Source organism: Lysinibacillus sp. FSL K6-0232, from assembly GCF_038008325.1.
Lineage (GTDB): Bacteria > Bacillota > Bacilli > Bacillales_A > Planococcaceae > Lysinibacillus.
Genome location: NZ_JBBOYW010000001.1, coordinates 1,844,427 through 1,868,509, shown reverse-complemented (window position 1 = coordinate 1,868,509; position 24,083 = coordinate 1,844,427). Strand labels below are relative to the sequence as shown.

At 36.7% G+C, this 24,083-nt stretch carries 24 protein-coding genes and 2 CRISPR repeat arrays; of the genes, 3 read left to right on the top strand and 21 right to left on the bottom strand.

Annotated elements, in window-relative coordinates; all coding sequences use genetic code 11:
* Positions 1-52 precede the first annotated feature (52 nt).
* From MHB42_RS09045 to MHB42_RS09030, 4 genes are all read right to left on the bottom strand, one after another.
* Positions 53-472 carry a hypothetical protein gene (locus MHB42_RS09045; protein ID WP_340805597.1) on the bottom strand — a complete coding sequence of 140 codons (420 nt, stop codon included), beginning with the start codon at positions 470-472 and terminating at the stop codon, positions 53-55.
* A gap of 65 nt (positions 473-537) precedes the next feature.
* Entirely contained in the window at positions 538-846 is a 309-nt protein-coding gene (locus MHB42_RS09040) for a hypothetical protein (protein WP_340805595.1), read from the bottom strand.
* Between the two features lie 91 nt (positions 847-937).
* Positions 938-1,228 carry a DUF5316 domain-containing protein gene (locus tag MHB42_RS09035; protein ID WP_340805594.1) on the bottom strand — a complete coding sequence of 97 codons (291 nt, stop codon included), beginning with the start codon at positions 1,226-1,228 and terminating at the stop codon, positions 938-940.
* A 105-nt stretch (positions 1,229-1,333) separates the two neighbouring features.
* Complete coding sequence (locus MHB42_RS09030; protein WP_340805593.1) at positions 1,334-1,639, bottom strand: hypothetical protein; 306 nt, start codon at positions 1,637-1,639, stop codon at positions 1,334-1,336.
* A gap of 149 nt (positions 1,640-1,788) precedes the next feature.
* Here MHB42_RS09030 and MHB42_RS09025 point away from each other — a divergent pair, with 149 nt between their 5' ends.
* A complete protein-coding gene (locus MHB42_RS09025) occupies positions 1,789-1,977 on the top strand; it encodes a hypothetical protein (RefSeq protein WP_340805592.1) in 189 nt (62 codons plus the stop codon).
* A 189-nt stretch (positions 1,978-2,166) separates the two neighbouring features.
* Here MHB42_RS09025 and MHB42_RS09020 read toward each other — a convergent pair whose 3' ends face one another.
* The 9 genes from MHB42_RS09020 to MHB42_RS08980 form a co-directional block, all read right to left on the bottom strand.
* Positions 2,167-2,322 carry a hypothetical protein gene (locus tag MHB42_RS09020; protein WP_340805591.1) on the bottom strand — a complete coding sequence of 52 codons (156 nt, stop codon included), beginning with the start codon at positions 2,320-2,322 and terminating at the stop codon, positions 2,167-2,169.
* 143 nt (positions 2,323-2,465) lie between these two features.
* Positions 2,466-3,086: an NAD(P)-dependent oxidoreductase gene (locus MHB42_RS09015; protein ID WP_340805590.1), complete on the bottom strand. Its 621-nt coding sequence runs from the start codon at positions 3,084-3,086 to the stop codon at positions 2,466-2,468.
* A 63-nt stretch (positions 3,087-3,149) separates the two neighbouring features.
* Positions 3,150-3,536: a hypothetical protein gene (locus MHB42_RS09010; protein ID WP_340805589.1), complete on the bottom strand. Its 387-nt coding sequence runs from the start codon at positions 3,534-3,536 to the stop codon at positions 3,150-3,152.
* 20 nt (positions 3,537-3,556) lie between these two features.
* Positions 3,557-3,814: a hypothetical protein gene (locus MHB42_RS09005; protein WP_340805588.1), complete on the bottom strand. Its 258-nt coding sequence runs from the start codon at positions 3,812-3,814 to the stop codon at positions 3,557-3,559.
* A gap of 129 nt (positions 3,815-3,943) precedes the next feature.
* Positions 3,944-4,627: a DUF1963 domain-containing protein gene (locus MHB42_RS09000; protein WP_340805587.1), complete on the bottom strand. Its 684-nt coding sequence runs from the start codon at positions 4,625-4,627 to the stop codon at positions 3,944-3,946.
* Positions 4,617-5,192, bottom strand: a complete 576-nt coding sequence (locus MHB42_RS08995) for a DNA-3-methyladenine glycosylase I (protein WP_340805585.1) — start codon at positions 5,190-5,192, stop codon at positions 4,617-4,619. Before MHB42_RS08995 ends, MHB42_RS09000 begins: the two co-directional genes overlap by 11 nt.
* A gap of 14 nt (positions 5,193-5,206) precedes the next feature.
* On the bottom strand, positions 5,207-5,794 hold the full coding sequence (locus tag MHB42_RS08990; protein WP_340805584.1) for a class I SAM-dependent methyltransferase: 588 nt from the start codon (positions 5,792-5,794) through the stop codon (positions 5,207-5,209).
* 161 nt (positions 5,795-5,955) lie between these two features.
* On the bottom strand, positions 5,956-6,147 hold the full coding sequence (locus tag MHB42_RS08985) for a hypothetical protein (protein ID WP_340805583.1): 192 nt from the start codon (positions 6,145-6,147) through the stop codon (positions 5,956-5,958).
* A gap of 335 nt (positions 6,148-6,482) precedes the next feature.
* Positions 6,483-7,955, bottom strand: coding sequence for a right-handed parallel beta-helix repeat-containing protein (locus MHB42_RS08980; protein ID WP_340805582.1), 1,473 nt, complete (start codon positions 7,953-7,955; stop codon positions 6,483-6,485).
* A gap of 222 nt (positions 7,956-8,177) precedes the next feature.
* Positions 8,178-10,089: direct repeats of the CRISPR family, unit length 29 nt; unit sequence ATTTACATTCCACATAGTTAATAGAAAAC.
* A gap of 140 nt (positions 10,090-10,229) precedes the next feature.
* Here MHB42_RS08980 and MHB42_RS08975 point away from each other — a divergent pair.
* Positions 10,230-11,293, top strand: a protein-coding gene (locus MHB42_RS08975) for an IS630 family transposase (protein WP_340808510.1) whose coding sequence is annotated in 2 segments (ribosomal slippage) — positions 10,230-10,751 and positions 10,754-11,293 — 1,062 coding nt in all. Because the reading frame shifts where the segments join, the coding sequence is not laid out codon by codon here.
* Between the two features lie 69 nt (positions 11,294-11,362).
* Positions 11,363-13,536: a CRISPR direct-repeat array (repeat unit 29 nt; unit sequence ATTTACATTCCACATAGTTAATAGAAAAC).
* Between the two features lie 266 nt (positions 13,537-13,802).
* Here MHB42_RS08975 and cas2 read toward each other — a convergent pair.
* Genes cas2 through cas6 form a run of 8 tightly spaced genes read right to left on the bottom strand, consistent with a single transcriptional unit; the run spans position 13,803 to position 21,946 of the window.
* On the bottom strand, positions 13,803-14,066 hold the full coding sequence (cas2, locus tag MHB42_RS08970) for a CRISPR-associated endonuclease Cas2 (RefSeq protein WP_340805581.1): 264 nt from the start codon (positions 14,064-14,066) through the stop codon (positions 13,803-13,805).
* Position 14,067: 1 nt separating this feature from the next.
* Positions 14,068-15,054 (bottom strand): type I-B CRISPR-associated endonuclease Cas1b, encoded by a 987-nt coding sequence (gene cas1b, locus MHB42_RS08965; protein ID WP_340805580.1) that lies wholly within the window; start codon positions 15,052-15,054, stop codon positions 14,068-14,070.
* Positions 15,051-15,563, bottom strand: a complete 513-nt coding sequence (cas4, locus tag MHB42_RS08960) for a CRISPR-associated protein Cas4 (protein ID WP_340805579.1) — start codon at positions 15,561-15,563, stop codon at positions 15,051-15,053. The genes cas1b and cas4 overlap by 4 nt, the downstream gene beginning before the upstream one ends.
* Positions 15,564-15,587: 24 nt before the next feature.
* Positions 15,588-17,843, bottom strand: coding sequence for a CRISPR-associated helicase Cas3' (gene cas3 / locus MHB42_RS08955; RefSeq protein WP_340805578.1), 2,256 nt, complete (start codon positions 17,841-17,843; stop codon positions 15,588-15,590).
* Between the two features lie 45 nt (positions 17,844-17,888).
* Positions 17,889-18,626, bottom strand: a complete 738-nt coding sequence (cas5b, locus tag MHB42_RS08950; protein WP_340805577.1) for a type I-B CRISPR-associated protein Cas5b — start codon at positions 18,624-18,626, stop codon at positions 17,889-17,891.
* A gap of 8 nt (positions 18,627-18,634) precedes the next feature.
* On the bottom strand, positions 18,635-19,513 hold the full coding sequence (gene cas7i, locus MHB42_RS08945; protein WP_340805576.1) for a type I-B CRISPR-associated protein Cas7/Cst2/DevR: 879 nt from the start codon (positions 19,511-19,513) through the stop codon (positions 18,635-18,637).
* Positions 19,506-21,197, bottom strand: coding sequence for a Cas8a1 family CRISPR/Cas system-associated protein (locus MHB42_RS08940; protein WP_340805575.1), 1,692 nt, complete (start codon positions 21,195-21,197; stop codon positions 19,506-19,508). The genes cas7i and MHB42_RS08940 overlap by 8 nt, the downstream gene beginning before the upstream one ends.
* An 11-nt stretch (positions 21,198-21,208) precedes the next feature.
* The gene (gene cas6 / locus MHB42_RS08935) at positions 21,209-21,946 is read right to left on the bottom strand and encodes a CRISPR-associated endoribonuclease Cas6 (protein WP_340805574.1); all 738 of its coding nucleotides are present in this window, start codon (positions 21,944-21,946) and stop codon (positions 21,209-21,211) included.
* Between the two features lie 967 nt (positions 21,947-22,913).
* Here cas6 and MHB42_RS08930 point away from each other — a divergent pair.
* Positions 22,914-24,056: an S-layer homology domain-containing protein gene (locus MHB42_RS08930; protein ID WP_340805573.1), complete on the top strand. Its 1,143-nt coding sequence runs from the start codon at positions 22,914-22,916 to the stop codon at positions 24,054-24,056.
* Positions 24,057-24,083: the final 27 nt, after the last annotated feature.

Genomic DNA, 24,083 nt, shown 5'->3' with positions numbered 1-24,083 from the left:
GAAAAAGGACATTTTAAGGGCATAAAAAAAGACATACCTTGGCAGTATGTCCTTACTCATAAAGTTCCTTATAGACAATCACTTTTAACGCAGCGATTTCTTCTGCTGATAATTTTCCTTGTACTTGCTGCAGCGCTTCCTCTTTGGTCATCGAGCCATCCTGCAATTTCACACGAATATCATTTAGCTCTGTAATGCCTACCTTTTGAATTAAGACCTTCGTTGCCTCTTCCTTTGTCGTAAATGGCAATGTGCTGCTATCGACCGTTTGAGCCTCCTCCATAAATGCCTTTAGCTCTGGATCATTTTCAATCGTTTGCTTAATCTCTTCCATTTGCCCGCTATTCTCTAATTCTGTTGAGAGCGTATCCACGATTTTTTCAGAGGCAAATTTTGTACCGAAATGAAGTACGCCATAGCCAGCAATACCAAGAAAAATCACCAAAACAACTAGAAATTTTAGTATTCTCAACGGCTCACACTCCTTTATCCACATCTATCATACTATAAGCGTGGGTCGTTGAAAAATAATCACCTTTATTTCACGTACTTTAAATATTTGCGTACAAATTCCACAATATATAAAACTTCTTCCTCCGTCATCGTTAATAGCCTACAAACACGCTGTAATCTAGCGGGTGAGGCTAATTGCTGGCGTACTTGATGGATAAACATATATTTGCATTTCCGCGGATTGACCTTATCTCGAATTTGCTTATAGCGCGTATAGGCATAGCGTGCAAACGCATTAAGCATTTCCCGCTCCTGCTCATCACGCTGTACTTTTTTCGCTGCTTCATCAATCGCCTCTGTATCAAATAGCCATGTGCCATCTGTTAGTTGCATTGTACCACCTCTCTATTGCAAATGTACTTATTGTTAGTAAATGCAACTAAAAAGGACACACCTAGTTAGATGTGACCCTTTTACATGATTTTCATGGATAGAGCGTATACGCAATTATAGCAACGATAAGATTCGGCATAGCAAGCAGTAATGCACTTGTCATCACGCCATGACGTGTATATCGGCTTGCTGTTGTTTCTGTGGCAAAGTTCGCACGCATTCGATCTCCGCTTACTAGCGTACCAGACAAGAGCATCGATACGGCAAGGAATATAAAGCCTAGTATACCTGGCAGAAAATAAGCTCTTTCTGCACCCAATAGCATCATCGAAACGACAACACTTAACACCGCCACAATCGTGCCAATCACTGCATATTTCATAGCCATCTCCTCCCGTTATACCCTTATTCTACCACAAAATTCTTTCTTTAAGTGGATAGAACGCTTGAACTGGCGGATAGGATGCTCGAATTGACGGATAGAACATTATTCGGTTGGTTCATGTGCTTGCTGTTCTTCGATTTCATTTTCTTGAATATCAAAGAGCTGGCTAAATTCCTGAATAACCATATCAATGGCTTTTAATTCACCGACTAGAAGCTGCTGAATGGCTTGAAACTCTGGTTGCTCTAATTGCTGTTTAATTGTGGCACGCTTGACATGCAGCATTTCTAAAAAAGTAATTGCTTTGCCACGACGGAATGTTTTAGCACCGCGTTGTGGAGCGCCGCCCTCCATGCCTCGATGACGACCTCTGCGATGATGCCCTTCTCTAAATCCTTCGCCTCTCATTATAAAACTCCTCCTTTTGTATACATACGCATACATTAATTAAGATAATTGTATACAAAGGTATACATTTTGTCAATCAAACATATTGCTTTTATAGTGAAACATAGAATAGGAGTGTAAGGATTTTAAGGATAAGGGAGGTAAGGTGATTGAAGCGGGGCATCGCAATCGGTGCTTTATTGATACTGTCTGGCATGTTTTTAATTGGGATGCAATCGTACTACAATCAAAAGGAAATACAAATTGCTAGCAAGCTATGTCTGGAACATGGAGGACAGCCAACCATTATTAGAGATTACTTGGCACTGAATTACTCCTTTTCATGTCAAAGGGACTAGTAGCTGTACATAAAAGCTTAATAGAATCAATAAGAAATTTTTATCTAGCCTGTAGACAAATGGCTAGCGTAATAAACTATATTGTCATATATATAGTAATGTAAAGTGAATCTAGCTTTACTGAAACACTCCTGTTTTGAGGTCACTTTCCAATAGAGAAAGTGGCCTTTTTTCCAGAAAAAAAAGACGTCACGTTGACGCCTTTAATGTTTGATCAATATCCTCAATTAACCGATCCACATGCTCCTTTGTAATTTTTATCGTATATAACTCTGTTGTGTCATTTTCATGGTGACTTGTTAGGTGGTGAGGATATTGGCAATTATTTATGATCTCTTTGTCCATACAATCACCTCTACATACTATATTCAACGTAAAGTATAGCAAACCTTCTATAAAAAGGAAAATTTCTATATATTTTTCACTCTTATGAATATAGTGTTTAAATTAGGTAATTAAGTTCACATAATTGCCATATCCCCTTCTTTTTAATACGCAATACCTACACGCGTATTAAGGAATTTCTTACTAAAAATTTGCTCGTAGGCAAAGTCGGCTGTGTCGGCGACTGAAATATGTGTGCCGCCCTCTGGCAAAAAGTTGCGTTCAACGCGGTAGCTACCTGTGAGGTCGCCATCAGGTAAATAAGTGGGGCAAACAATTGTCCAATTCATTGTTGATTGCTGTAATTGCTCAAACACATATTGATGCTCCTGCGCGGCAAAGGTAGATTTGCGCTTTGATTCACTGGATTGATAGCGCAGCAGCGTTGGTGTTACACGGCTTTGCAATATGCCTGCTGTACCAATTGTAATAATGCGTGTCACATTATGCTCAGTCATTGCCTCTAGAATAAGTGGGATGCTGGCGGATAGTGTTGTGCTGCCATCGGTATTAAGTGCGCTTACCACTACATCTATGTGCAGCATCGCCTGCTCAAGTGCCTGTTTATCTAATACATTGCCTTGAACAATGCGTAACTGTGGATGATGGACTGGCATCTGGCTTGGGTTACGCACAAGGGCTGTGACATGGTGCTGCTCCTTTAAGGCTCGTGTGACAAGCTGCCTGCCAACACGTCCTGTAGCCCCTACTATTAAAATATTCATGATTGCCACCTCTTGGAAAGAGGCTGTGCAAAAAGATGATCCCTTTTTACACAGCCCCGTTGTTTAATTGATTTCTAGTAATTCTATATTCACAATAAATGGATGCATGTGATGTGTAGCTGTTAGTTTATTAATAATGGATTGAATTTTGCCTTCCGTGCTTTTATCAATTTCTGCGCCATCGTGCAGTTGAATTGTAATAATTTGATAGTTTGGTGAATCAATTAAATAGCCAATCGTACTGTCAGGAGAATAGCCCGCTTCTCGCAATGCCTCTATCACTTGCTGGGTAAAATTGGTTGCCTGTAATTTTTTACTTAGCTCCTCGGCATAGAGAGCAGATGTGTGTGTATTTTTCGGTGCGGCTGTTGGCTGTTGCTGTCCCGTCCACACAAAGATAACCATCAATAAGCATAACAGCAGGAAGAAGCCTTGCATCATCTTCTTCATCCATACGCTCCATTTCCTTTTTAAGATTCATTGACAATTACTTTTACAGTCGGCTCTAGCTTTCCTCTATACATGTCACCCAAATAAGCAACCTCCACCACAATGGCTCTTGGCTCAAAGCGCTGAATACATTCAATGAGGCGTTTAGTATTAATTTTTCTCATGCTATAACAAGGTAGGGCAAATGTCGATAAAATAAATGCTACATTTTGCAAAATACCATCCACGCCTGTAGCATTGCCATTTACATAATTTAAAGCAGTTACTTGATGTGTCATTCTATCAACCTTTCTTCTACGTTCATACTTCTTGTGAAAAGAGCACTTTGTTATTTATGCTAATCGCTCTAAAATTATGAACGCTACTGCTCTATACCCTGTTCCTTGTCGCTCCAAACAGCGCTAGTTCTAGTAAAAATCGCAATGCACACGCCACAGCCGCTTGTTTGGATTGTAGAAAAAATAAAAATTGCCATGATCAACAATATTGAAATTTGCCTTAGCATCTGAGGCAACCTGCAGCACAAACGGATAATCCTCACCAAAATCATAGCCACTTTGGCAGAAGGTTGGATAGCCACCGATTTTATGCAGTGGATAGAGCGACTCGACAATATCATCAAAATAATCGAGCTTGCCCTCCTGCTCCAGTTGTAAAATCTTATCCTCCAGCTGTGATGGTATACCGCCTCCACCCCATACTGGATAATCATTTGTCACTTTTTGCGGTACAAGTGGAAAGGCACGGATAGCGGGGTGCTGCCATTCACGCCTCACTAAGCCATCCAATGCTGGATATGCACGAATCACAAAATAAGCGCTTAAATCATCCTCCACTAAATAATCAACAATATCCTTATGCACAAATAGCGTTATTAATTCCAGTGACTGTAACGCTTGAGGGCGATAGGGTAAATCCTTTAAAAAGAAGGTGGCAAGCGGCTGAAACGCTGCTGGCTGCTGCTCCTCTGGTAAGGACCAACCGACATAGCCAAGCCAGCTTTCCAAGAGCTGGTGTGTTGGTCGTATACCACCTGTTTGAAAAATCGTCGCCTGCTTAGCAAGCTGTGTCTGGATGCTCTTAATGGTCATCTGTAGCCTCCGTGCGACGGCAGCAGCAATCCATTGTATGATCGTTTACCATCCCTACAGCCTGCATAAATGAATAGCAAATAGTGCTCCCCACAAATTTAAAGCCATCCTTCTTTAGCTGCTTACTCATACGCTCGCTAAGTGCTGTGGTAGCAGGCACTTCCACAATGGATGACCATTCATTAATTATCGGCTGATGCTCAACAAATGCCCAAATATAATCGGAGAAAGAGCCATGCTTTTCTTGTATATGTAAAAAGGCTTTAGCATTTGACACCACGCTCGCAATTTTTAATTTATTGCGGACAATGCGTGTATCCTGCTGTAATGCTGCGAGCTTATCCTCTGTATAGTTAACAACCTTTTCAGCATCAAATTGGTCAAAGGCCTCTCGGTAGCCCTCACGCTTTTGTAAAATTGTCCACCAGCTTAAGCCAGCCTGTGCCCCCTCTAAGCAAAGCATTTCAAATAGCTGCTGGTCATCATAAACAGGCACACCCCATTCCTTATCGTGGTATTCGACATATAATGGCTCATCCAGCTTTACCCATGCACATCTTGTCATTGTGATTCCTCCCATTATTTAATGGCTGTAATACATAGCCATCCTTTACTAGCTTTTTCAGTAATATATACGGTTCGAAAGCCTAGTTGCTCCAATAATTGCTTGACAGCATCAGGTGTTTGATAGACTTCCATATGCGTTTGCATTTTATAATGCTCTGCCATTACAATCAATTTCCCGCCATTTTTCAGCACGCGCTTAATTTCTTTCATTGCTTGCTCGAGTGACGGCCAAAAATAATGTGTTTGAATCGCTGTAATTGTATCGAAAAAGTGATCCTGATATGGGATATGGGACGCACATGCCTTTGTCACGATAATACGTTCATTCCCCCTGTTCAGCCTTAGCGATTCCTTGACAGCCTGCTCGGAAATATCAATCCCATAAATTATACCATTTGGGTTTAGGTTCGATAAAATTTGCAGCATCCTCCCTCCACCACAGCCAATATCTAATACACAATCACCATTATTGATTGCCCCCTGCCTCATAAACCAAGCATACATACCTTGATGTGCCCGATTCATGATACGCAGCATCCATGCACCTACCTTGCCAGTGGGGGTTTTTGCCTGCTCAATAAATGTTTGTAATAATGACATGATAAAATTCCCTCGCTTTAAAAAGTAATGTGAGATATGCATTTTTTTGCCAATCAGCCCTTACTAGTTTGTACGTTTTTACAGGAATTTTGTTTCGTTATACAGCAAAAAATCACAAATGTTTACATGGACACATTTGTGATTTTTCATTATGTCTAGATTTAATTTAAATATGTATTATTAGAAATATTTTGTTCGCGTTCTTCCATAATTACATGCACGATAAATGCAAGCTGCTGTTCGATGCGCATATTATTAAGATGAAAAATATCAGCAATGATACTTTTTTGCTTTTCTGCTAAATCACTTTCCTCCAATAGCAGCATAATTTCTTCTTTTGTCAGCCCAAACATATTTTGTCACCGCATCCTCTCTTGTTGTTTATTATTGTAAAATCATGACATATACTTTTTAACGAACGAAACAACACCTTAATTATGAACCATTTTTACTAATTATAGGCTAAAACATGGAAAATAATCAATCGATGGTGGAGGTTTATTTAATAAAATTTTTACATTCATTAAAAAATTTTATTATTTGTATTATAATTTTTTTGACTTTCTTATAATATTTCGGAATATTACCTACATTTTAAATAGGCTGTCTATACCATTCTATGTCGAATTTTAGTATTTTTCGTCTATTATATCCATAAAAAAAGTAATTTCAAATTTGAAACTACTTTTTATTGCACATATTTTGTTGTTATACGAGAGGTTGTATCCTTTTGCCATGTCGCCGTATTGTCACAGCCCTGCACATATAATTGACTACGCTCCTGCACAACCGCGGGTATTTTCAGCGCATGAACATCCGTATGGCGCATTTCCAATAATGATTGATTCGACAAGGCTAAAAATGGACGTGCTGCCTGATCCACCTGGCAATATTCAATTCGCCCCATTGAGCGATCAGACCAGACAATGGCATAGGGGCTTGTTATCCCGTTTTTGAAATGGCTATGGGCTACCTCAAAAATAGCATCAATACACGTAATCCCATTTTCTTGCATTTGCTCAAAGGTGCAATGCTGTGTAAATAAGCGTGCCTGATTAATGTAAACATGATGACTTTTCAGCTCACGCATCACGGTATGCTGCAAGGTAATTTTAGCATGCTCATTGCCATAAATACCACCTGACTGTCCAAATTGTAGGGTGGATCGCTGTAGCTGAAGCCCGCTTGCATCCACAATGATATGGAATTGCTGATGATGTTGAATTTGGCATTCCGTCATCGTCACATCCGACTCCTCCACAATCATCACACCCACTGCCATGCCATTTTGCACGCGACATTTCCGCAGCTCAGCCTGACTATTTTCCACCAATATTTGTGCCTTTACATGACGGTAAAACTGACAATCATAAAGCTTTGCCTCTGCCTTTTCGCCAAGGTATAGCCCGTGCCCCTGCCCATCCGCAAATGTACAATCCGATAACATCAGCTCACTGCGATGCACCATGAGCGTGGTGTCAAGATGCTCCTTTAGCTCACAGCCATCCATTCGCAAGGTGGCACTATCAAAAAGCTGTATCCCCACTCCTTGCCCTTGATGAATTAGACTATTGGTGATAGTAAGCTGGCTGGAGGCTGCCATAACCTGTGCCTGCTGATGCCCATGAAGCTCACATTCATTCATTGTTAGCTGAACATGACGTATCGCAAAAATTCCATGCTTTTTCCCCTCCAGCAGCATACAATTCGTTAAGGTCAGCTCACAGTTTTGCGCAATAATCTGTGCCTTCTCATGATGCTCAAAGGTTGTATCGACCAAGATCACGCTTGAGCCATTTGCCACCTTTAGCCCAAAATGATTAAGCGGTGTTGCCAGCACAGCACAATTTCGCATTAACAAGCTGCCATAGCTAACCATAATTTGTGTGCGAATCAATTGCTCCTCAATCACACAATTTTCTAGCTGTAAATCGCCTTTAACATAGATACCCTGCCCCTGACGAAAACGCAAATTACGCATACTGACATGTGTTTGATAGCGAATAAACACGCCACCTTTAATCGTCACATTGCCTACCCCATAAAACGTCAGCCGCTTCGCAATATCCAAGCTTTCCTCATAAATACCATCCCGAATTTCAATCGTATCGCCCGGCGCTGCCTCTTCAATCGCCTGCCCGATACTCTGATACCGATGCATAATGCTCCTCTTCACCACAAGTGTTGCCATACACACGCTCCTTCAGCATAAAAATAGTCATACCCTATTTATATACCGAACACACTGATAATTATTCAATGATTTACATTCCACTTGGATAATTGAAAACCACATACCAATAACCATCGCTGTGTCGCCCGTTGGCATTTACATTTCCTTTAAAACCGTTGGAAGCTTCAAACACAATAATTGCCGCCTCGCTATTACATTCTACATAGTTAATAGAAAACACTTCCGAAACAATGTTATTATAGATTCAGAAAGGATTTACATTCCACATAGTTAATAGAAAACGGCATATGCATTTGCCTTCCACAATGTGATATTCGATTTACATTCCACATAGTTAATAGAAAACTGATACTGGAAATGCACAACGCTTAAAAGATGCTTAATTTACATTCCACATAGTTAATAGAAAACATTGAACCTGAGTATTAAAGAAAGCGAAACTCAATTATTTACATTCCACATAGTTAATAGAAAACACAAAAAGAAACAGGCATACCCGCAAGTATTACGCTATTTACATTCCACATAGTTAATAGAAAACTCCACCGTCCCCACAATGCCAAGCATTTCGATTAAAATTTACATTCCACATAGTTAATAGAAAACTCCATGCGTAAATATTCATTAAGTTGTTTTTCAAAATTTACATTCCACATAGTTAATAGAAAACGTACCGGGCGCAGATGCTACAGATAAGCCTAAGCGATTTACATTCCACATAGTTAATAGAAAACTGGTTCCAACCCTAAAACTTGTCTATTTTTGTTAATGATTTACATTCCACATAGTTAATAGAAAACGCGTATCCCTACCATGAAGTAGCGCTCACGATTTTGATTTACATTCCACATAGTTAATAGAAAACCTATGCGAATATGGAGTGGCAGACACATATGTTGTCATTTACATTCCACATAGTTAATAGAAAACTATGTAGATTATTTTTATATGAATCAAGCCCAAAGAATTTACATTCCACATAGTTAATAGAAAACCTTTGGATGATTCAGCACAAGTAACCAATAAGTATCATTTACATTCCACATAGTTAATAGAAAACTGATACTCTTTCTGCATTTGAAAAAAATAATTTATATTTACATTCCACATAGTTAATAGAAAACTGCACTTGATGATAATGATGTGTCAATAGATTGAAAAATTTACATTCCACATAGTTAATAGAAAACGTTCTAGGACAAGGGTGGCTTTCCATAAATTAAAAGATTTACATTCCACATAGTTAATAGAAAACGAATTACATCTGCAAGTGATGCTAAGTCATCTTTAAGATTTACATTCCACATAGTTAATAGAAAACCTTATAGCATTGAGAATATTTTAGTAGGTAAGAACAATTTACATTCCACATAGTTAATAGAAAACCTAGGGCATAAATCAACAGTGGAAGTATTAAAAGAATTTACATTCCACATAGTTAATAGAAAACATGATTGAACCAGTATTTAAGTCTAAATTCTGATTATTTACATTCCACATAGTTAATAGAAAACGGATGATGGATAGAGGAAATGAGTTACTGAATGACACATTTACATTCCACATAGTTAATAGAAAACGAATTACAATAAAGAACGATCAGGCTGCGGTTCAGGCATTTACATTCCACATAGTTAATAGAAAACAATTAGGACAATCGGAAGATGAAGTTGAGCAAAAATATTTACATTCCACATAGTTAATAGAAAACGCGTAACGCATTAATCGACGAAACAGCTAAAAGATTATTTACATTCCACATAGTTAATAGAAAACTGATAATGATGACATGAGTAAAGGTGCAGAATTTAGATTTACATTCCACATAGTTAATAGAAAACATTTGTCTTAATACACTTTTCAGCGAATGTAACTAGATTTACATTCCACATAGTTAATAGAAAACATATCTTATCAACACAATAAAAAGAGCTACCTAAAATTTACATTCCACATAGTTAATAGAAAACCTAGCTTAATTGATAAGGATAACGCTGATAGCATTGATTTACATTCCACATAGTTAATAGAAAACGAATGTTTAGGAATGTTCGATAAATATGAAGATAAAAATTTACATTCCACATAGTTAATAGAAAACTCAAACGGTTTCAAGTGGTCACGTTTCAATAAATGTATTTACATTCCACATATATATAAGGTGATTAACTTTTAGACTTACACTCTTTTTCTTCGTTTTCCTGTATACTATTCTTAATAGATATGAAACGGAGAAAAATGATGCGTAAAATTGTCCTAATTCCTGAAGAACAAATTCCTGCTGCTTTAGAAGAATTAAAGCTTGTCATGAAAGAAGAAAACAATCATAAAATGTTCGTTCGCTACCAAGTGATTTATATGTTACTTTCCGGCGAATCGTATGAAAAAATTGTCGACTATACAGGTCTTTCTTTAGCGACGCTGTTCAATTATCGCAAAGCTTATTGTGAAAAAGGGATCGCTGGACTTGGACGTAAAAAACAACCTGGTCGAAAGCGTCATTTAACGGCTGAACAAGAAGCACGAGTCGTCGCGACAATTGTCAACCAAACGCCTAAAGATGCTGGTTTTCCCGTTGAAATGAACTGGACAGCGCCTCTTCTTCGCGATTGGATTGAGCGAACATTTGGTGTGTCTTTTTCTGTACGTGGGACACGTGATTTATTGTACCGTCTTGGTTTAAGTTATACGAAACCAACGTATACATTGGAAAAAGCAGACCCCCTCAAACAAGCAGTTTTCCTTGAAAAATTTGAACAGGCGAAAAAAAACTAATTCATGGTCAAATTGATCGTATTTTATTTGAAGACGAGTCAATGATCCGTGATTACCAAGCGATTTCCAACACGTGGTTTCTTAAAGGTCAACAAAAAATCATTCCAACATATGGCCGACATCAAGGGGTTAAGCTAATTGGTACATTGGATTACGAAACGGGCGATGTATTTTGCGTGCAAGAAGAACAATATACCGCTGTTGAATTCCTAAGTTTTTTAGAAAAAGTCATCGCTCGTTATCCGAATGAACGCATCGTGATGGTATTAGACAATGCGCGCATACACCATGCGAAATTGATTCAACCATTTTTAGAAAAGTATCAAGATTTCTTTGAATTTCTGTTCCTTCCGCCGTACAGTCCCAATTTAAATTTAATCGAAGGACTGTGGAAATGGATGAAGACAACGGTGATCCACAATGTCTTTTACTCAAATGTCGGAAAGATTCAACGTGCTGTCCAAGGCTTTATCCAAATGATTAATCAAACACCTGAAAATACGGTGAATAGGCTGTGCTTGAAACTCTAATTTTCTTTCACCGTATATATAGTTAATAGAAAACAAACGGATTGGACTTTTTAACGGTTACGTTGCCTAGATTTACATTCCACATAGTTAATAGAAAACTGGATAGGGGGGTATGTTAACATTTTGGAAGTAATATTTACATTCCACATAGTTAATAGAAAACGCAAAGAGTTGCGGTATCGCGCTTGGATTACTGTTACATTTACATTCCACATAGTTAATAGAAAACTATATAGCCCGCTTCGCCTTTTTTATCATAAAAATATTTACATTCCACATAGTTAATAGAAAACGTAGAAATTCAATAAACAATTAAGTCACTCAAACGAGATTTACATTCCACATAGTTAATAGAAAACTCAACGACAGGTGCGGTTACTGATAAAACATCAAGATTTACATTCCACATAGTTAATAGAAAACTTATGAACGTTTTGACTTGAGCCTTTCACCGTTGCCGATTTACATTCCACATAGTTAATAGAAAACTTTTCCCAAAATTCATCTGCTTGTTTTTCTGTATTATTTACATTCCACATAGTTAATAGAAAACTGGTTCTGCAACCGTATCATACAAGGAATGACTAAATTTACATTCCACATAGTTAATAGAAAACAATCGCAATCTAATAGAATTACGCCAAAGGATAATAATTTACATTCCACATAGTTAATAGAAAACCGCTAAAGTCACGCGCTAACTCTGCGAGTGCTAAGTATTTACATTCCACATAGTTAATAGAAAACCTAAATCCGAATCAGTAGCATACCAACCTTTTTGATTATTTACATTCCACATAGTTAATAGAAAACGGGCGTGCGGGCAACTCAGGTAGTAATCCTAATGGTGATTTACATTCCACATAGTTAATAGAAAACTGTATCGGCAAGACATTCGGAAACAATGCCGGTCGAATTTACATTCCACATAGTTAATAGAAAACCGACTTGCATACGATTATTAATTACCGCGTGACGAAATTTACATTCCACATAGTTAATAGAAAACACGCAGATTTCGTTGTAGTGGATCCAACCTATTACAATTTACATTCCACATAGTTAATAGAAAACCCCCACGGAATGTTATGAGTTTTCTCCTTTGCTTTATTTACATTCCACATAGTTAATAGAAAACGATTACTAGCGCGCCAGTTCTCGTATTTAAACGAAAATTTACATTCCACATAGTTAATAGAAAACAGCACCGTATGAAGCTTGCGACAAAGCAACGTACGATTTACATTCCACATAGTTAATAGAAAACGAATTTCCAATACTAGATATTATCGAGCCATTACAATTTACATTCCACATAGTTAATAGAAAACCCAAACATTTCCTAAACCATCTTTCCTGTAATAGAAATTTACATTCCACATAGTTAATAGAAAACAGGCGCAGAATTAGCAGCGCAATTCATCGAGCAAAATTTACATTCCACATAGTTAATAGAAAACGCCGTGCGCTTGGGCTAGATGTTGAACGATTCGAAAATTTACATTCCACATAGTTAATAGAAAACGCGATTGGTCTTTATGCCACTTCCAGGCTTTATCCCAATTTACATTCCACATAGTTAATAGAAAACGCGGTCGCCTTCGCTTTCTCCGTCCTTATCTTTACCGCATTTACATTCCACATAGTTAATAGAAAACACAGACGTTGCGATTATCGACAGTCGCGGACGTAGGATTTACATTCCACATAGTTAATAGAAAACATTTCTCACGCCGAGTACGGTTATGCATAATAATGATTTACATTCCACATAGTTAATAGAAAACGCCAAATGGCTGATACAGCCAATGAACAAGACCGACATTTACATTCCACATAGTTAATAGAAAACTGTTTCAGGTGTGCGATTGCACTCCTTTAGATAAACATTTACATTCCACATAGTTAATAGAAAACGGAATCTGATCCTGCATATCAACTATCAGTAGCAATATTTACATTCCACATAGTTAATAGAAAACGCATTAATTCCTCGTTGCCCTCCACAGTTGAGGAAGATTTACATTCCACATAGTTAATAGAAAACACAGAATTTTATGACAGACCTGACGGGCACGAATTTATTTACATTCCACATAGTTAATAGAAAACTACGATGCACGCGCTTTTTTGCGTTCCCAAAAAAAAATTTACATTCCACATAGTTAATAGAAAACTATGACTCTTGCGCCATTTTGCGTGATTTACTTTACCATTTACATTCCACATAGTTAATAGAAAACCCACCTTAATCATAATGAAAAAACCCTTATTTTTCAATGGTTTGGCGGGGTGGGGGTAGCCGTGAATTTAAGTAATTTGCAGTCAATCGGTAATTGAAAAATTCGTCCTTGACATTAATGTGCCGTAAAGCTAGATATGGTGTGCTTTGAAGTGGTTTTGTGTTAAAAAATGATTCACTGCAATCTTCTAAAAAAGAGAATCTATTGGATTCCACTTTGATAAGCATCGGTTGAATCCAATAGATTCTCTATGTCTTATGCACTCTCTATAAAAACATGCTTTCAAAATCTTTTTCTACACCGTAGACCGTTTTTTTCATATTTTTTGGATTAGCAATTCGATAGACATAAATAGAATCGACATTGGGATTGGCTTTTGTGGCGAGCTCAGCTAAGCATTGCTTTAAAAGCCCTTCTGTAATTTCGCCTTCAAATAAGGAATTTTGTGTCCATGTTAAATACTTTTTCAAGACTTTATGAACTTTTCCTACACGCTTTACATCCACATCATAAGCGATTAGTACATACATCCTACCACCACGCCTTCAATGCTTTATAATCTTCATCTCCAATTAGATGCTTAATGAGCTTATAACATTCTAATCGAATTAAAAAACGATATGACGTTTGTCTGTTTAATTTTCGATGTTTAACTGTTGTGTTCATGCGTTTTTCAAATTCGGCGATAAAAATTTTACGCCCCATTTCATTTAACAGGCAAATATGCTCTTCAACATATTCAAAATGTTCCGCACGAATCATCTTTTTATTAATTAACATAAAAATCAAATTATCCATTATTAATGGTTTGAAAATTTCTGCTAAGTCTAGTGACAACGAATATCTTCGTGAACCTGGCTCATGCAAATAGCTAATTGTTGGATTAAGTTGTGTTTTATACATTTCAGATAGTACAGCTGTATACATCAAACTATTACCAAATGAAATAAGTGCATTGATAGGGTTGGTTGGTGGACGTTTTTCTCGTTTTGTAAATTGGAAATCAGGATTTTTAATAACCGAATTAAAGCATTGGTAATAAGTAAAGCGAATTTTCCCCTCAATTCCCATTAAAGTTTGGATGTCACAAGCCTCAGCGACTTGGCTCTTTAATTGCTCAATTTCATTGATGAATGGCTCGACTTCCTCTTTGTATCGCCGAACATTGCGCAATATATGGTGAACGCCACTATAGATAAACTGCTGTGCGATATATAATCGTTTATCCAAATCAAGCACATGTGCAGCCTGCTGGACATCAAGAAAGCCCGCCACTTTTTTTCTTCGAGGTGTATAGCTACCAGAATAGTAGCCATAGTAATTATAAAAATGAATGTTAACATCTTTTTGATTCATCAAGTTAAAGAAAGAGGTATTAAAGTCCATCTCCGCAAATACATGAAGGTTTTCTGTATTTTCGATTGGTAATGCTTTTTTTGTGCCATCCTCTAGCACTAAAGAAATCGTAGAATCTTTTCTCTGGATTCTTCCATTATTAAATAAATAGACATTTTTCATTCCTCTTCACCTACCCAACAGAAAGAATAATAAGCACATTTAGTACAATACCTAAATTTTTTCTTCTTTGGTGGCTTGTCTAGCTGAATAATTTGTTGAATTTGAGCTAACCATTGTGGAATTTCTTCTCGATTTTTATCTGTTAATTCAATTTCGTCTACCCGCTTTTCTTTCGGATAGTGTATTTTCCCCTTTCGATAAATCCCCATTTGTTCTAAAACAAATAAATAGTATAGAAGCTGTGCCCTATCTGCCTCTTCCATTTTACTGCTTGATTTCACTTCTCCGACATAATGCTTGTCCATCATATCAATACGAATCAAATTATCAATTAATACTTCCTTCGATTTTTGACGCTGATAGGACGTGTCGTGCAGCACTTTCCCTTGTTGTACACGATCATCTTCCTCCTCAAAGCCGAGCTGATGGGCATGTAACCATAACTTCCGTTCGCATACTTTTAAATATTGAACTTGCAAGCCAGTTGCCTTCAAATCTTCAAATTGCATATGCTTTCACCCCTTCATGAATGGTTATTGGAACAGCGCATCGTAATCATGTTCAAAAATTAAACCAAGTTCCTCTGTATATTTATAAGTGATAATCGGATATTCTGTATAGCAATCAACTTTAATGGTTGAAAAAATCTCTCCATTTTTTCGTTTCCTAGCATTTTCGTATGCCCAAGTCGCAATGGGTACAGTAAATTTTTGTAGCTTGATTAATGCATTAGTTCGTTCTTCCAATTGTAATTTTTCTGACAGTCTATCTTTTATATCTTCTATTTCAGTTTCATTATCTTTATATACTGTATAAGGGATCACTAATTGATTTTGAATATCGCGCAGTGTTGGCTTTTGCTCTTCTTGATAGGGGATTAAATCTTTATACCACTTTAATGTTTCATCGAATATTTTCATATATTTGCACTCTTCACCTAGCGCTTCTCTGTTATACACTTGCTCAACAATATCCATTTTGGTTTGCTCATCAATCAATTGATTGTTATATTGCAATAGCACTTTCTTTGATTGCATATAAATATCATAATCTACAACTGATTTGGTATGATTGGCAATCCCCGATGGCAGCTCATCCCCTGTAAACACATAAATATTCGGGCTATTTTCTACGTAATCCCGTTCACGATAAATACGCCCCATTCGCTGAAATAATCCTGATGCATCTGAAAGCTCTGTAAACAAAATATCAAAATCAATATCAACACTGGCTTCTACTAGCTGTGTCGTAATCCATATACCTGTATCAGAGCAATCTCTATCTCCCAATCTCAAAATTTCTTTTTCTTTTTTCTGACGATGTTTGCTTATAAAGCGACTGTGTAATAAAGAGGCTTTTATTTTGGCATGTCGAAACTCCTGATATAGTTGCTGTGCCTTCATAACGGTATTGACAATAATCAGCACTTTTCGATTCAATGAATGCTTAACAATTTCCTCAATTGTTAAATCCCTTTCGACAATTTGCATATAGTGGCGTTTGATCATTTCATTATTTTTATTATATTTTAAAAATGGTTTTTCTGGCTTAACAAACGGGACTTTTAACTCCTCCAACGCTTCTACAAAAATTGGTGGTAATGTCGCCGTCATAATTAAAAACTTGCCACCCATATCCGTAATATATTTCAGCCCTAGTACAATAAAGGCAGCTAATCGTGGACTATACATTTGAATTTCATCAATAATCAGTTTACTGTAGGACAATGTAGCAAGCTTTATTTCAAAACCTGGATACAAACCGACAAAATCAATAATTTGGTCAATAGTCGTTACAGTTAATGGCATTGATAAATTTTTGGCATGTGTGACGGTGATTAAATCTAAGTCTTGGTCATCTGCACGTTTCACATACTCCGCATGCATATCACTGTGAAGTAACCCTGTATTCTTTTTCTCACAGCCAATCTTCTCAATTAATCGGTCATAAATCGCATTGATAGACACTTTTAGTGGTAGTGTGAAAATGCCTTTATCATCGCCGAGCCACCAAAGAGCTGCTTCTGTTTTTCCAATTCCTGTCGAAGCAATAACGATGTGGTTCTTCTGTTGATGAGCATATAAATGTTCCTGTAGCTCATTCCTTGTATGGTTATTATCATCAAAATATTTTTCCATCTTTTTCGGCAAATTACCAGGTGGGATTTCAACCTCATAGCCCCCACTCGCTGCATAGTCTATTTTGTTTAACAACCCTTTGATTCGTACGAAATGGTAGAGGTGGTTACTATTTTCGAGATACTCGCGTTCAGTGAATTCCTCATAATCAAATACAGGCTCTTCACGAATAACGATATCCTTTGTTGTATTAAATGTGTCAAAATCCTTAATCAACATCGGGATATATTGCTCTAATTCCTTTTCGAGCTCTTCAGGGCTATCATCAAAATTTTGTTCTGCACGTTCATGATGATAATAAACAGCTAAAATCAATATAGTAACCTCTTCTTCACTATATTGTTCCAATAAATCATCTATTGGTATGAATGCACAACTTAAATAGCCATGAGGGATTTCAGCAATTTCAGGGAGCAAGTCTTTAATCCTTTCTGTTATATCACGTACTTTATTTTGAAATTTAGTGTTTGCTTTTCCTACATCATGATACTTTACTGCGAGTAATAAAATTTCCTTATCTTTCTCGGACAATGCACGAGGGTATATTTTACAAAATAAATCCCATTGTTTAATCAGCTCACTTGTATGCTCCGCAATTGTTTGTGCGGGCTTGTCTTTTTTTGCTGATTTTGCTAATAATGTTTTGAACATATACTATCCTCCTTTACAAAAAAGAATGGAGATTCTTCTCCATTCTTATGCTAACAATACAGTAAAACCATCTTCGTCAAACTCTAATTCTTTACGCCCATACATTATATTTGTTAATGTCGCAGGAACGTGGAATACATTCACTTTTTCCCATTGGCGAATTTGCTTTCCTTTAGCAATTTCAATTAACTCATAGGTCTTATTTAAACGATATGATGTTCCATTCTTTTTATAGATACCTTTCTCTTCCGCAATTGCATGTGGCATAAATATATCGTAAGGAACTGGCTGCCGTCGCTTTGTTCTTTCTGATGTTATCTCCACCTCTTTCACCAAATTCACCTGTAATAAATCCTCACGTCTACCTAAAGACAAATATTCCTCAGGTGATTTTAGTGCCTCGACAATTATTGGAATATACTGCTCGTCCTCTGGCACAACATGCAAAATGAGCTCAACATCGACTAATAGCTCTGTTGTAGAAACGCCTCGTGTAATCCCGTGTGCTTTACCATCTGATAATTCGATCTTTAATTGGTGACGTCCTTGCTCATAGGAACTCCCCGCAAACTCATAGCGTGTCCATAAATCATTGACCTTTGAATGATATTTCCCCTGAATGCTCACCTGCATTGGCACATAGCTTGTAAAGCCACATGCCGCATGCACCATGCCAATGACAGTCGAGTATGGGGGTAATGGATACGATTCTTTTAATTGAAAACTCGTTGGCTTCTTATAGTTCACTAAATTTTGATAAGCCTCAATCCGAATCCCCTTCATATGTTCACCTACTTATAATAGTCTGCAACTGCTTGCTCAAGCTGTGCGAAAAAATCTGCCATTAGCTTTGCCTGTAAATTATGCTCAATTTCATCGTCGTTCGCCAATAATCCTTTCACTAAGCCAACATGTGTATTTTCTTGAATATGAGCATCCAATGCTAAAATCCCTTCAACCGTCGATACCGCAAGCCTATTATTCTGAAGTTTTAAGCGATTTTCAAAGAATGGATTTTTCAAATCGTAGACGCCACCAATCGCAAAAATCGGTGCTAAGTTTTCACGACGCCCTTTAATATCTCGATATAGGAACTTCAATGTACGGAGCAATGAAATTACGCGATTTGCTCGTTCTTCCAATGGAATTTCAATGTTATCGTTCGCATCAATTCCCACTTTATCTAAATCAATTGTCAATGTATAAGCATAGAAGGATTTATGAATTTCACTTTGTGCAATATTGCCTCCTCTTAATTCCTCCCCTGTAGTGGCACTTTGATGGCGATCAAATAATCCTTTATTTGTTAAAAACTCTAAATCTGTATTATAGCTTTCAAGCGCAACTGCATTCGATAAACGTGCAACTGCAGCACGTGTTTTCGTCGGCTTTACTGTTTTCATATAGCCAAATAAATCAATTTCTGGATAGTCTACAATTGTTGCCTCTGGGTGAAATTGAATAACTGAGCCATCCACTCCTAATGGCGTATTATTCACGCCCATTTGATCAACAATGTTATAGCGCAATGCTTGTCGAGAAATGTACGTGTAAACTTCATGATCTCCGCGCGAAATCTTTTTCAACGAAGCCACATTCCCTACACCTTCCCCATAGTTCGCACTTTCCGCTTCGAATATAATGCTAATTGTTAGTCCCTTTTTATTCATTTTCTTTCTCCTCCTTCACTTTATCCTTTTGCTCAAATTCTGCCCCGTTTAATCCAATTAAAAATGCATAGCCAATCGTTTGAAACTTTTCTGGATTATTTAATGCTTTTGTAAAAAATAGCGGTATACCTAATTTTTCATGGCGTTTATAGCTATAGGCTTGTACAATCGTTTCCATAAATTTATTTGGATTTTTCACTTTTAAAGCATTTAACAAGCGGTGTGAAATCGCATTTAATTTTGGTTCTTGTCCCCTATACAATTCTCTTAGCTTATAGCCACTAATACGAATGTTTCTTAATTCTTGGTCTGACATCTTATGCTTCCCTCCTGAATTCGAAATTTTCAAAATTCTATAGATAGAAAAAATATCTTGATACTCTTTTTCTACTTTCAATCGAAGCAGACAGTACAATAAATCATGCAAGCTTTGTCCATTATAAAATCGTCGAAGAACTTCTTGATACAGACTGATATATTCGCCTCTCTCTTGTGCAAATTTCCCCGTTAAATAGTGAAAATCTTTTCGTCTATCATAAAGCTGTTGTGCTTTTTCACGTGATAACATATTAAATGTGTATGGTCTTGTGGCATGATTTCGGTCGTACTTAACAATTTGAATATTGTCGATTTCAAAGTTTTTCTTATTTTCAACATGTTGGTACATTTCATCAACAATCTTTGAATAGGCCATTGCCTCAAGCTTATCTCGCGAATATTCTTCTCCTTTAGCATCTCGCAGCTGAATCTTATTATAAGCTATTAATTTCTCAATGGATTGATTGCTGTTAATAAATAGCCCTACTCCATTTTTCAATGTAAACCCTAATGGTAAGCAACTGTACACAATATTACAGATTGGGCAGATAAACAAATTACGCTGGTGATTCCAGTAATGCGAAGATTTCCTTGCACCATCGACACCTAAATTTTGTACCCATGTCAAATCAAATGCCTTTGAAACTGATTTCATTTTATGATCACAACACGCACATGTCAGCTTGTTCTTTTCATATTTTTTAACATCCTCTTTCGCAGCTAAAAAATCTTTTGCGGGCTGGATGAAATAGTTAAAATATTCCTCATATAAATCCTTTTTGCTCGCTGTACTATTCAAAAATGAAACATTTGACCAAAAACTTTGAATAATTTGATACGAAAGAACGCGCGGTACAATATAGCGTTTCGCATCCGCATGCTTTAAATGCTTCATAATTTCTAATAATGCATCTACAGCCTTGACAATTTGTGGCTGTATTTGCTCAAGTGTCTCACTTTTTTTGTGTGTCACCTTTTTCAAACTCTTCCCTGCTTCTAAAAAATCAAAAGGAATGGCAGATAAAAATGGATACACATTTTTATAGCTATTGGATGATAACCAATACTTTACTTTGTCAATATGGTCATTTAAACGCGTTAAATTTTTAGCATCTACAATATCTTTCCTTGCCTTTTGCAAAAAATCGCTTATAACACCATTCGTCATTCGATAGTAGTTTGTTTCATGTCCATACTCATTCGCTAAGTAGGCAAAATAGTGTTCGTGAAAGTTTTCCAAATAACTTTCTGGAAAGCGAATGGTTTGACCATCTTTTTCGTAATCCAAATTTGCATATTCCAAAATACGACAAAGCCCAAGTATACTAGCATTGTAAATCGTTTCCTCCAATTGCAATTCAATCATTTTCTCACCTCCTATTCATTTATCATCTCGATACAGCCAAGCATTTGTGATCTTCTAAAGCCCAAACCTGCTTGTGCTAGAATTGCTAAATCCTCAGGATGCCCACCTAATACAAATGTTCCTTCAAATGCATTTAAATAGAGTAAGCCTTTTGCATTTAAATTTTTAAATTTTTCATGCTTTAGCTGTACTACTTTCTTCTTCATCGCTACAGGCGTAAATACAAGCGATTGATATAATGGTCGTCCAGCTATAGATTTCAAGCATTCATTTGCTGCATAATTTAATTCTTTCTCATAGTTCGAATCACCAATATTTAAGTATCGATTGTTGCGATTCTTCACAACAATCGCGCTATTCGTTTTAAACAAAGCTTGGGATTTTGTTGGTAATTTTTCGGGTAAAAACTTAATGTCTTTAATCATTAATGTATAGGTCTTGTATTGGATTTGTTCTTGTTCAAGCAAGCCGTTGTAAAGGTTGAGCATAAATCCAATATCAGGAGAGGAAATTGTCATTCGGATATCTTGATGAATCAAAAACTCATCATTTTCTAGCGTGTAACCATTCAAATAAATTGCCCCTGTAAAAGGACGCATCGCCTTATTCGCTCGTTTATCATCCAAGTGATATAGACTTTCTTTTAATTCCGAATTAGCAGCAGTTAAACCAGCTTTAACAACACTGACACCTAAAAAATTATAGTGCCTTGGGATTTTTTTAGTTTCGAAGATAATTTGTAATTTCATGGTTTCACCTCCTACTATCAAATGTAAGCTTAGTTGAAGTTAATAATGTAGATAATTTCTTAAAAAGCTTACCTCTATAGTAATAAATATTTTATTCTTAGTCAATAATTTTCTTAAAATTAAATTAACATGTAATTATACTGGTTATACTTTTATAACTTATAGAAATTATATTTTATTTTTATTTATTTTCTTTATTCACTTTGATAAGATAGAAAAATACTGTTCACCTTAACTATGTGGAATGTAAATGTATATTTCCAAGTAAATTTTAATTGATTTGAAAATTATCTTTTTTTATTAACTATGTGGAATGTTTAATCACAAACTATTTTAATTTTTAACATGTAAAAGAAGAGCCTTCCTACCATTTGATGTATAGGAAGGCTCTTTAACTTTATTTACTTTTATCTAAAACTTCATTACATTCCTCTTCGGAACAAAATTATTTGCTATTTTTAATAAATCTCTAAATAACGGTTTGTTTTTTGTACACATAAGTAGGTAGAAAACTACAACACGACTATGTATGATAACAAAATTGCAGTGAATCATTTAACAGCACACAATGCCTCCAAAGCATACCACCACTAGCTGTAAGGCCTATTGGTGTAAAAACGCCATTACCAAACTCCCGATTCACTGCAAACCATCCCAAAAGATGACGAGTTACAAGTTGATCAAGTATTGAAAAATAAGGGTTTTTGATTATGATAAAGGTGGGTTTTACATTAACTAAGTGGAATATAAATTATATAAATTTTAATGGTAGTAATCACACTTTAAAGTTTTACATTAACTAAGTGGAATATAAATTTTTAAGAGCCTCCCCGAAATATTCCTTTACTTTATCGTTTTACATTAACTGAGTGGATGGATTTAAATTGTCTGATTGTCAAGAGCTGTGTAGAATGTAAATTAATTAAAAGACCACTATGACGATAAAAAATAGTGATGGGGAGGAATTATGATGAAAAAAATTAAAAAACGAAATCTATATTTAACGGTCCTGGCTGCTGCTGTAGCTATTCCAGTAATGACAGCTCAGGTTCCTGCAGAACATGCTCAAGCTGCTCAATCTAAAGGAGCTGTGGTTATTGCTACGGATGCCTTCAAAGACGTTAAGATTAGCAATCCTTATTATCAGATGATTCATGAAATGCGAGATGCCGGTATTATTCGTGGCTATGAGGACGGCACTTTCCGTCCTAACACAACGATCAGTCGTGAACACGCGGCGGCTCTTGTGAGCCGTGCATTAACGATTAATGATTTAACGCTCGACAAGAAAGTAGAATTCAAACAACCAAAGGATTTAAGCACTTCAAGTCCTTACTATGACGATATTAAGATGTTGATCGAAGCGGGACTACTAAAAACAGACGCAAAGGGCAATATCAATCCGAAGGTAGAGCTGAAGCGTGGCGAAATGGCGAAGATCCTTGCCGTGGCCTTTAACCTTGAAGTGAAGGCAGATTACGTATTCCAGGATGTAAAAGGTTCAGAGTATGAGGAATATGTAAAGGCCCTTTACTCCAACGGAGTAACGACAGGCTATGAAGATTACACATTTAAGTTGGATAATTCGCTAACTCGCGTTCATTACGTACTGTTTATGCACCGAGCGATGAACCTGGATAATGATTTTGTAGCGGAGCCGATTCCTACGCCAACGCCAAAACCTGATCCAAAGCCAACGCCAACACCGAAGCCAGAACCATCCAGTCCAACAAGTGATAGTCCGATTAAGTACAGTGATTGGAGTCGAGATGATATAAAGACTAAAATTCCACGTCCAAAAGGCTATGTAGCAGGAGAGCACGAGAAGAAAAATGCTGAAATTGTTAAAGGAATTATAGAAGAAAACAAACACGGTTTTACTTCATCATTCACAATCGAATCGAACTCATCATACTATTCTTCTCCTGAAGAATTTGAGGCTATGTTGCGTTCTAAAGCTGAAGTAGTTGAAGCAACATATGAAACTTTTGTAGAAGCAATCAATTGGGCAATTGATACTGGTGAAGTTTATGATGGTAAGACGTTCTCTGTATACTTTAATTACGAGAATGGCTTGATCTATCTATCAGGAATTCGTACCTACAATTAAAAATGAGTCAGCATAAATTGATTTATA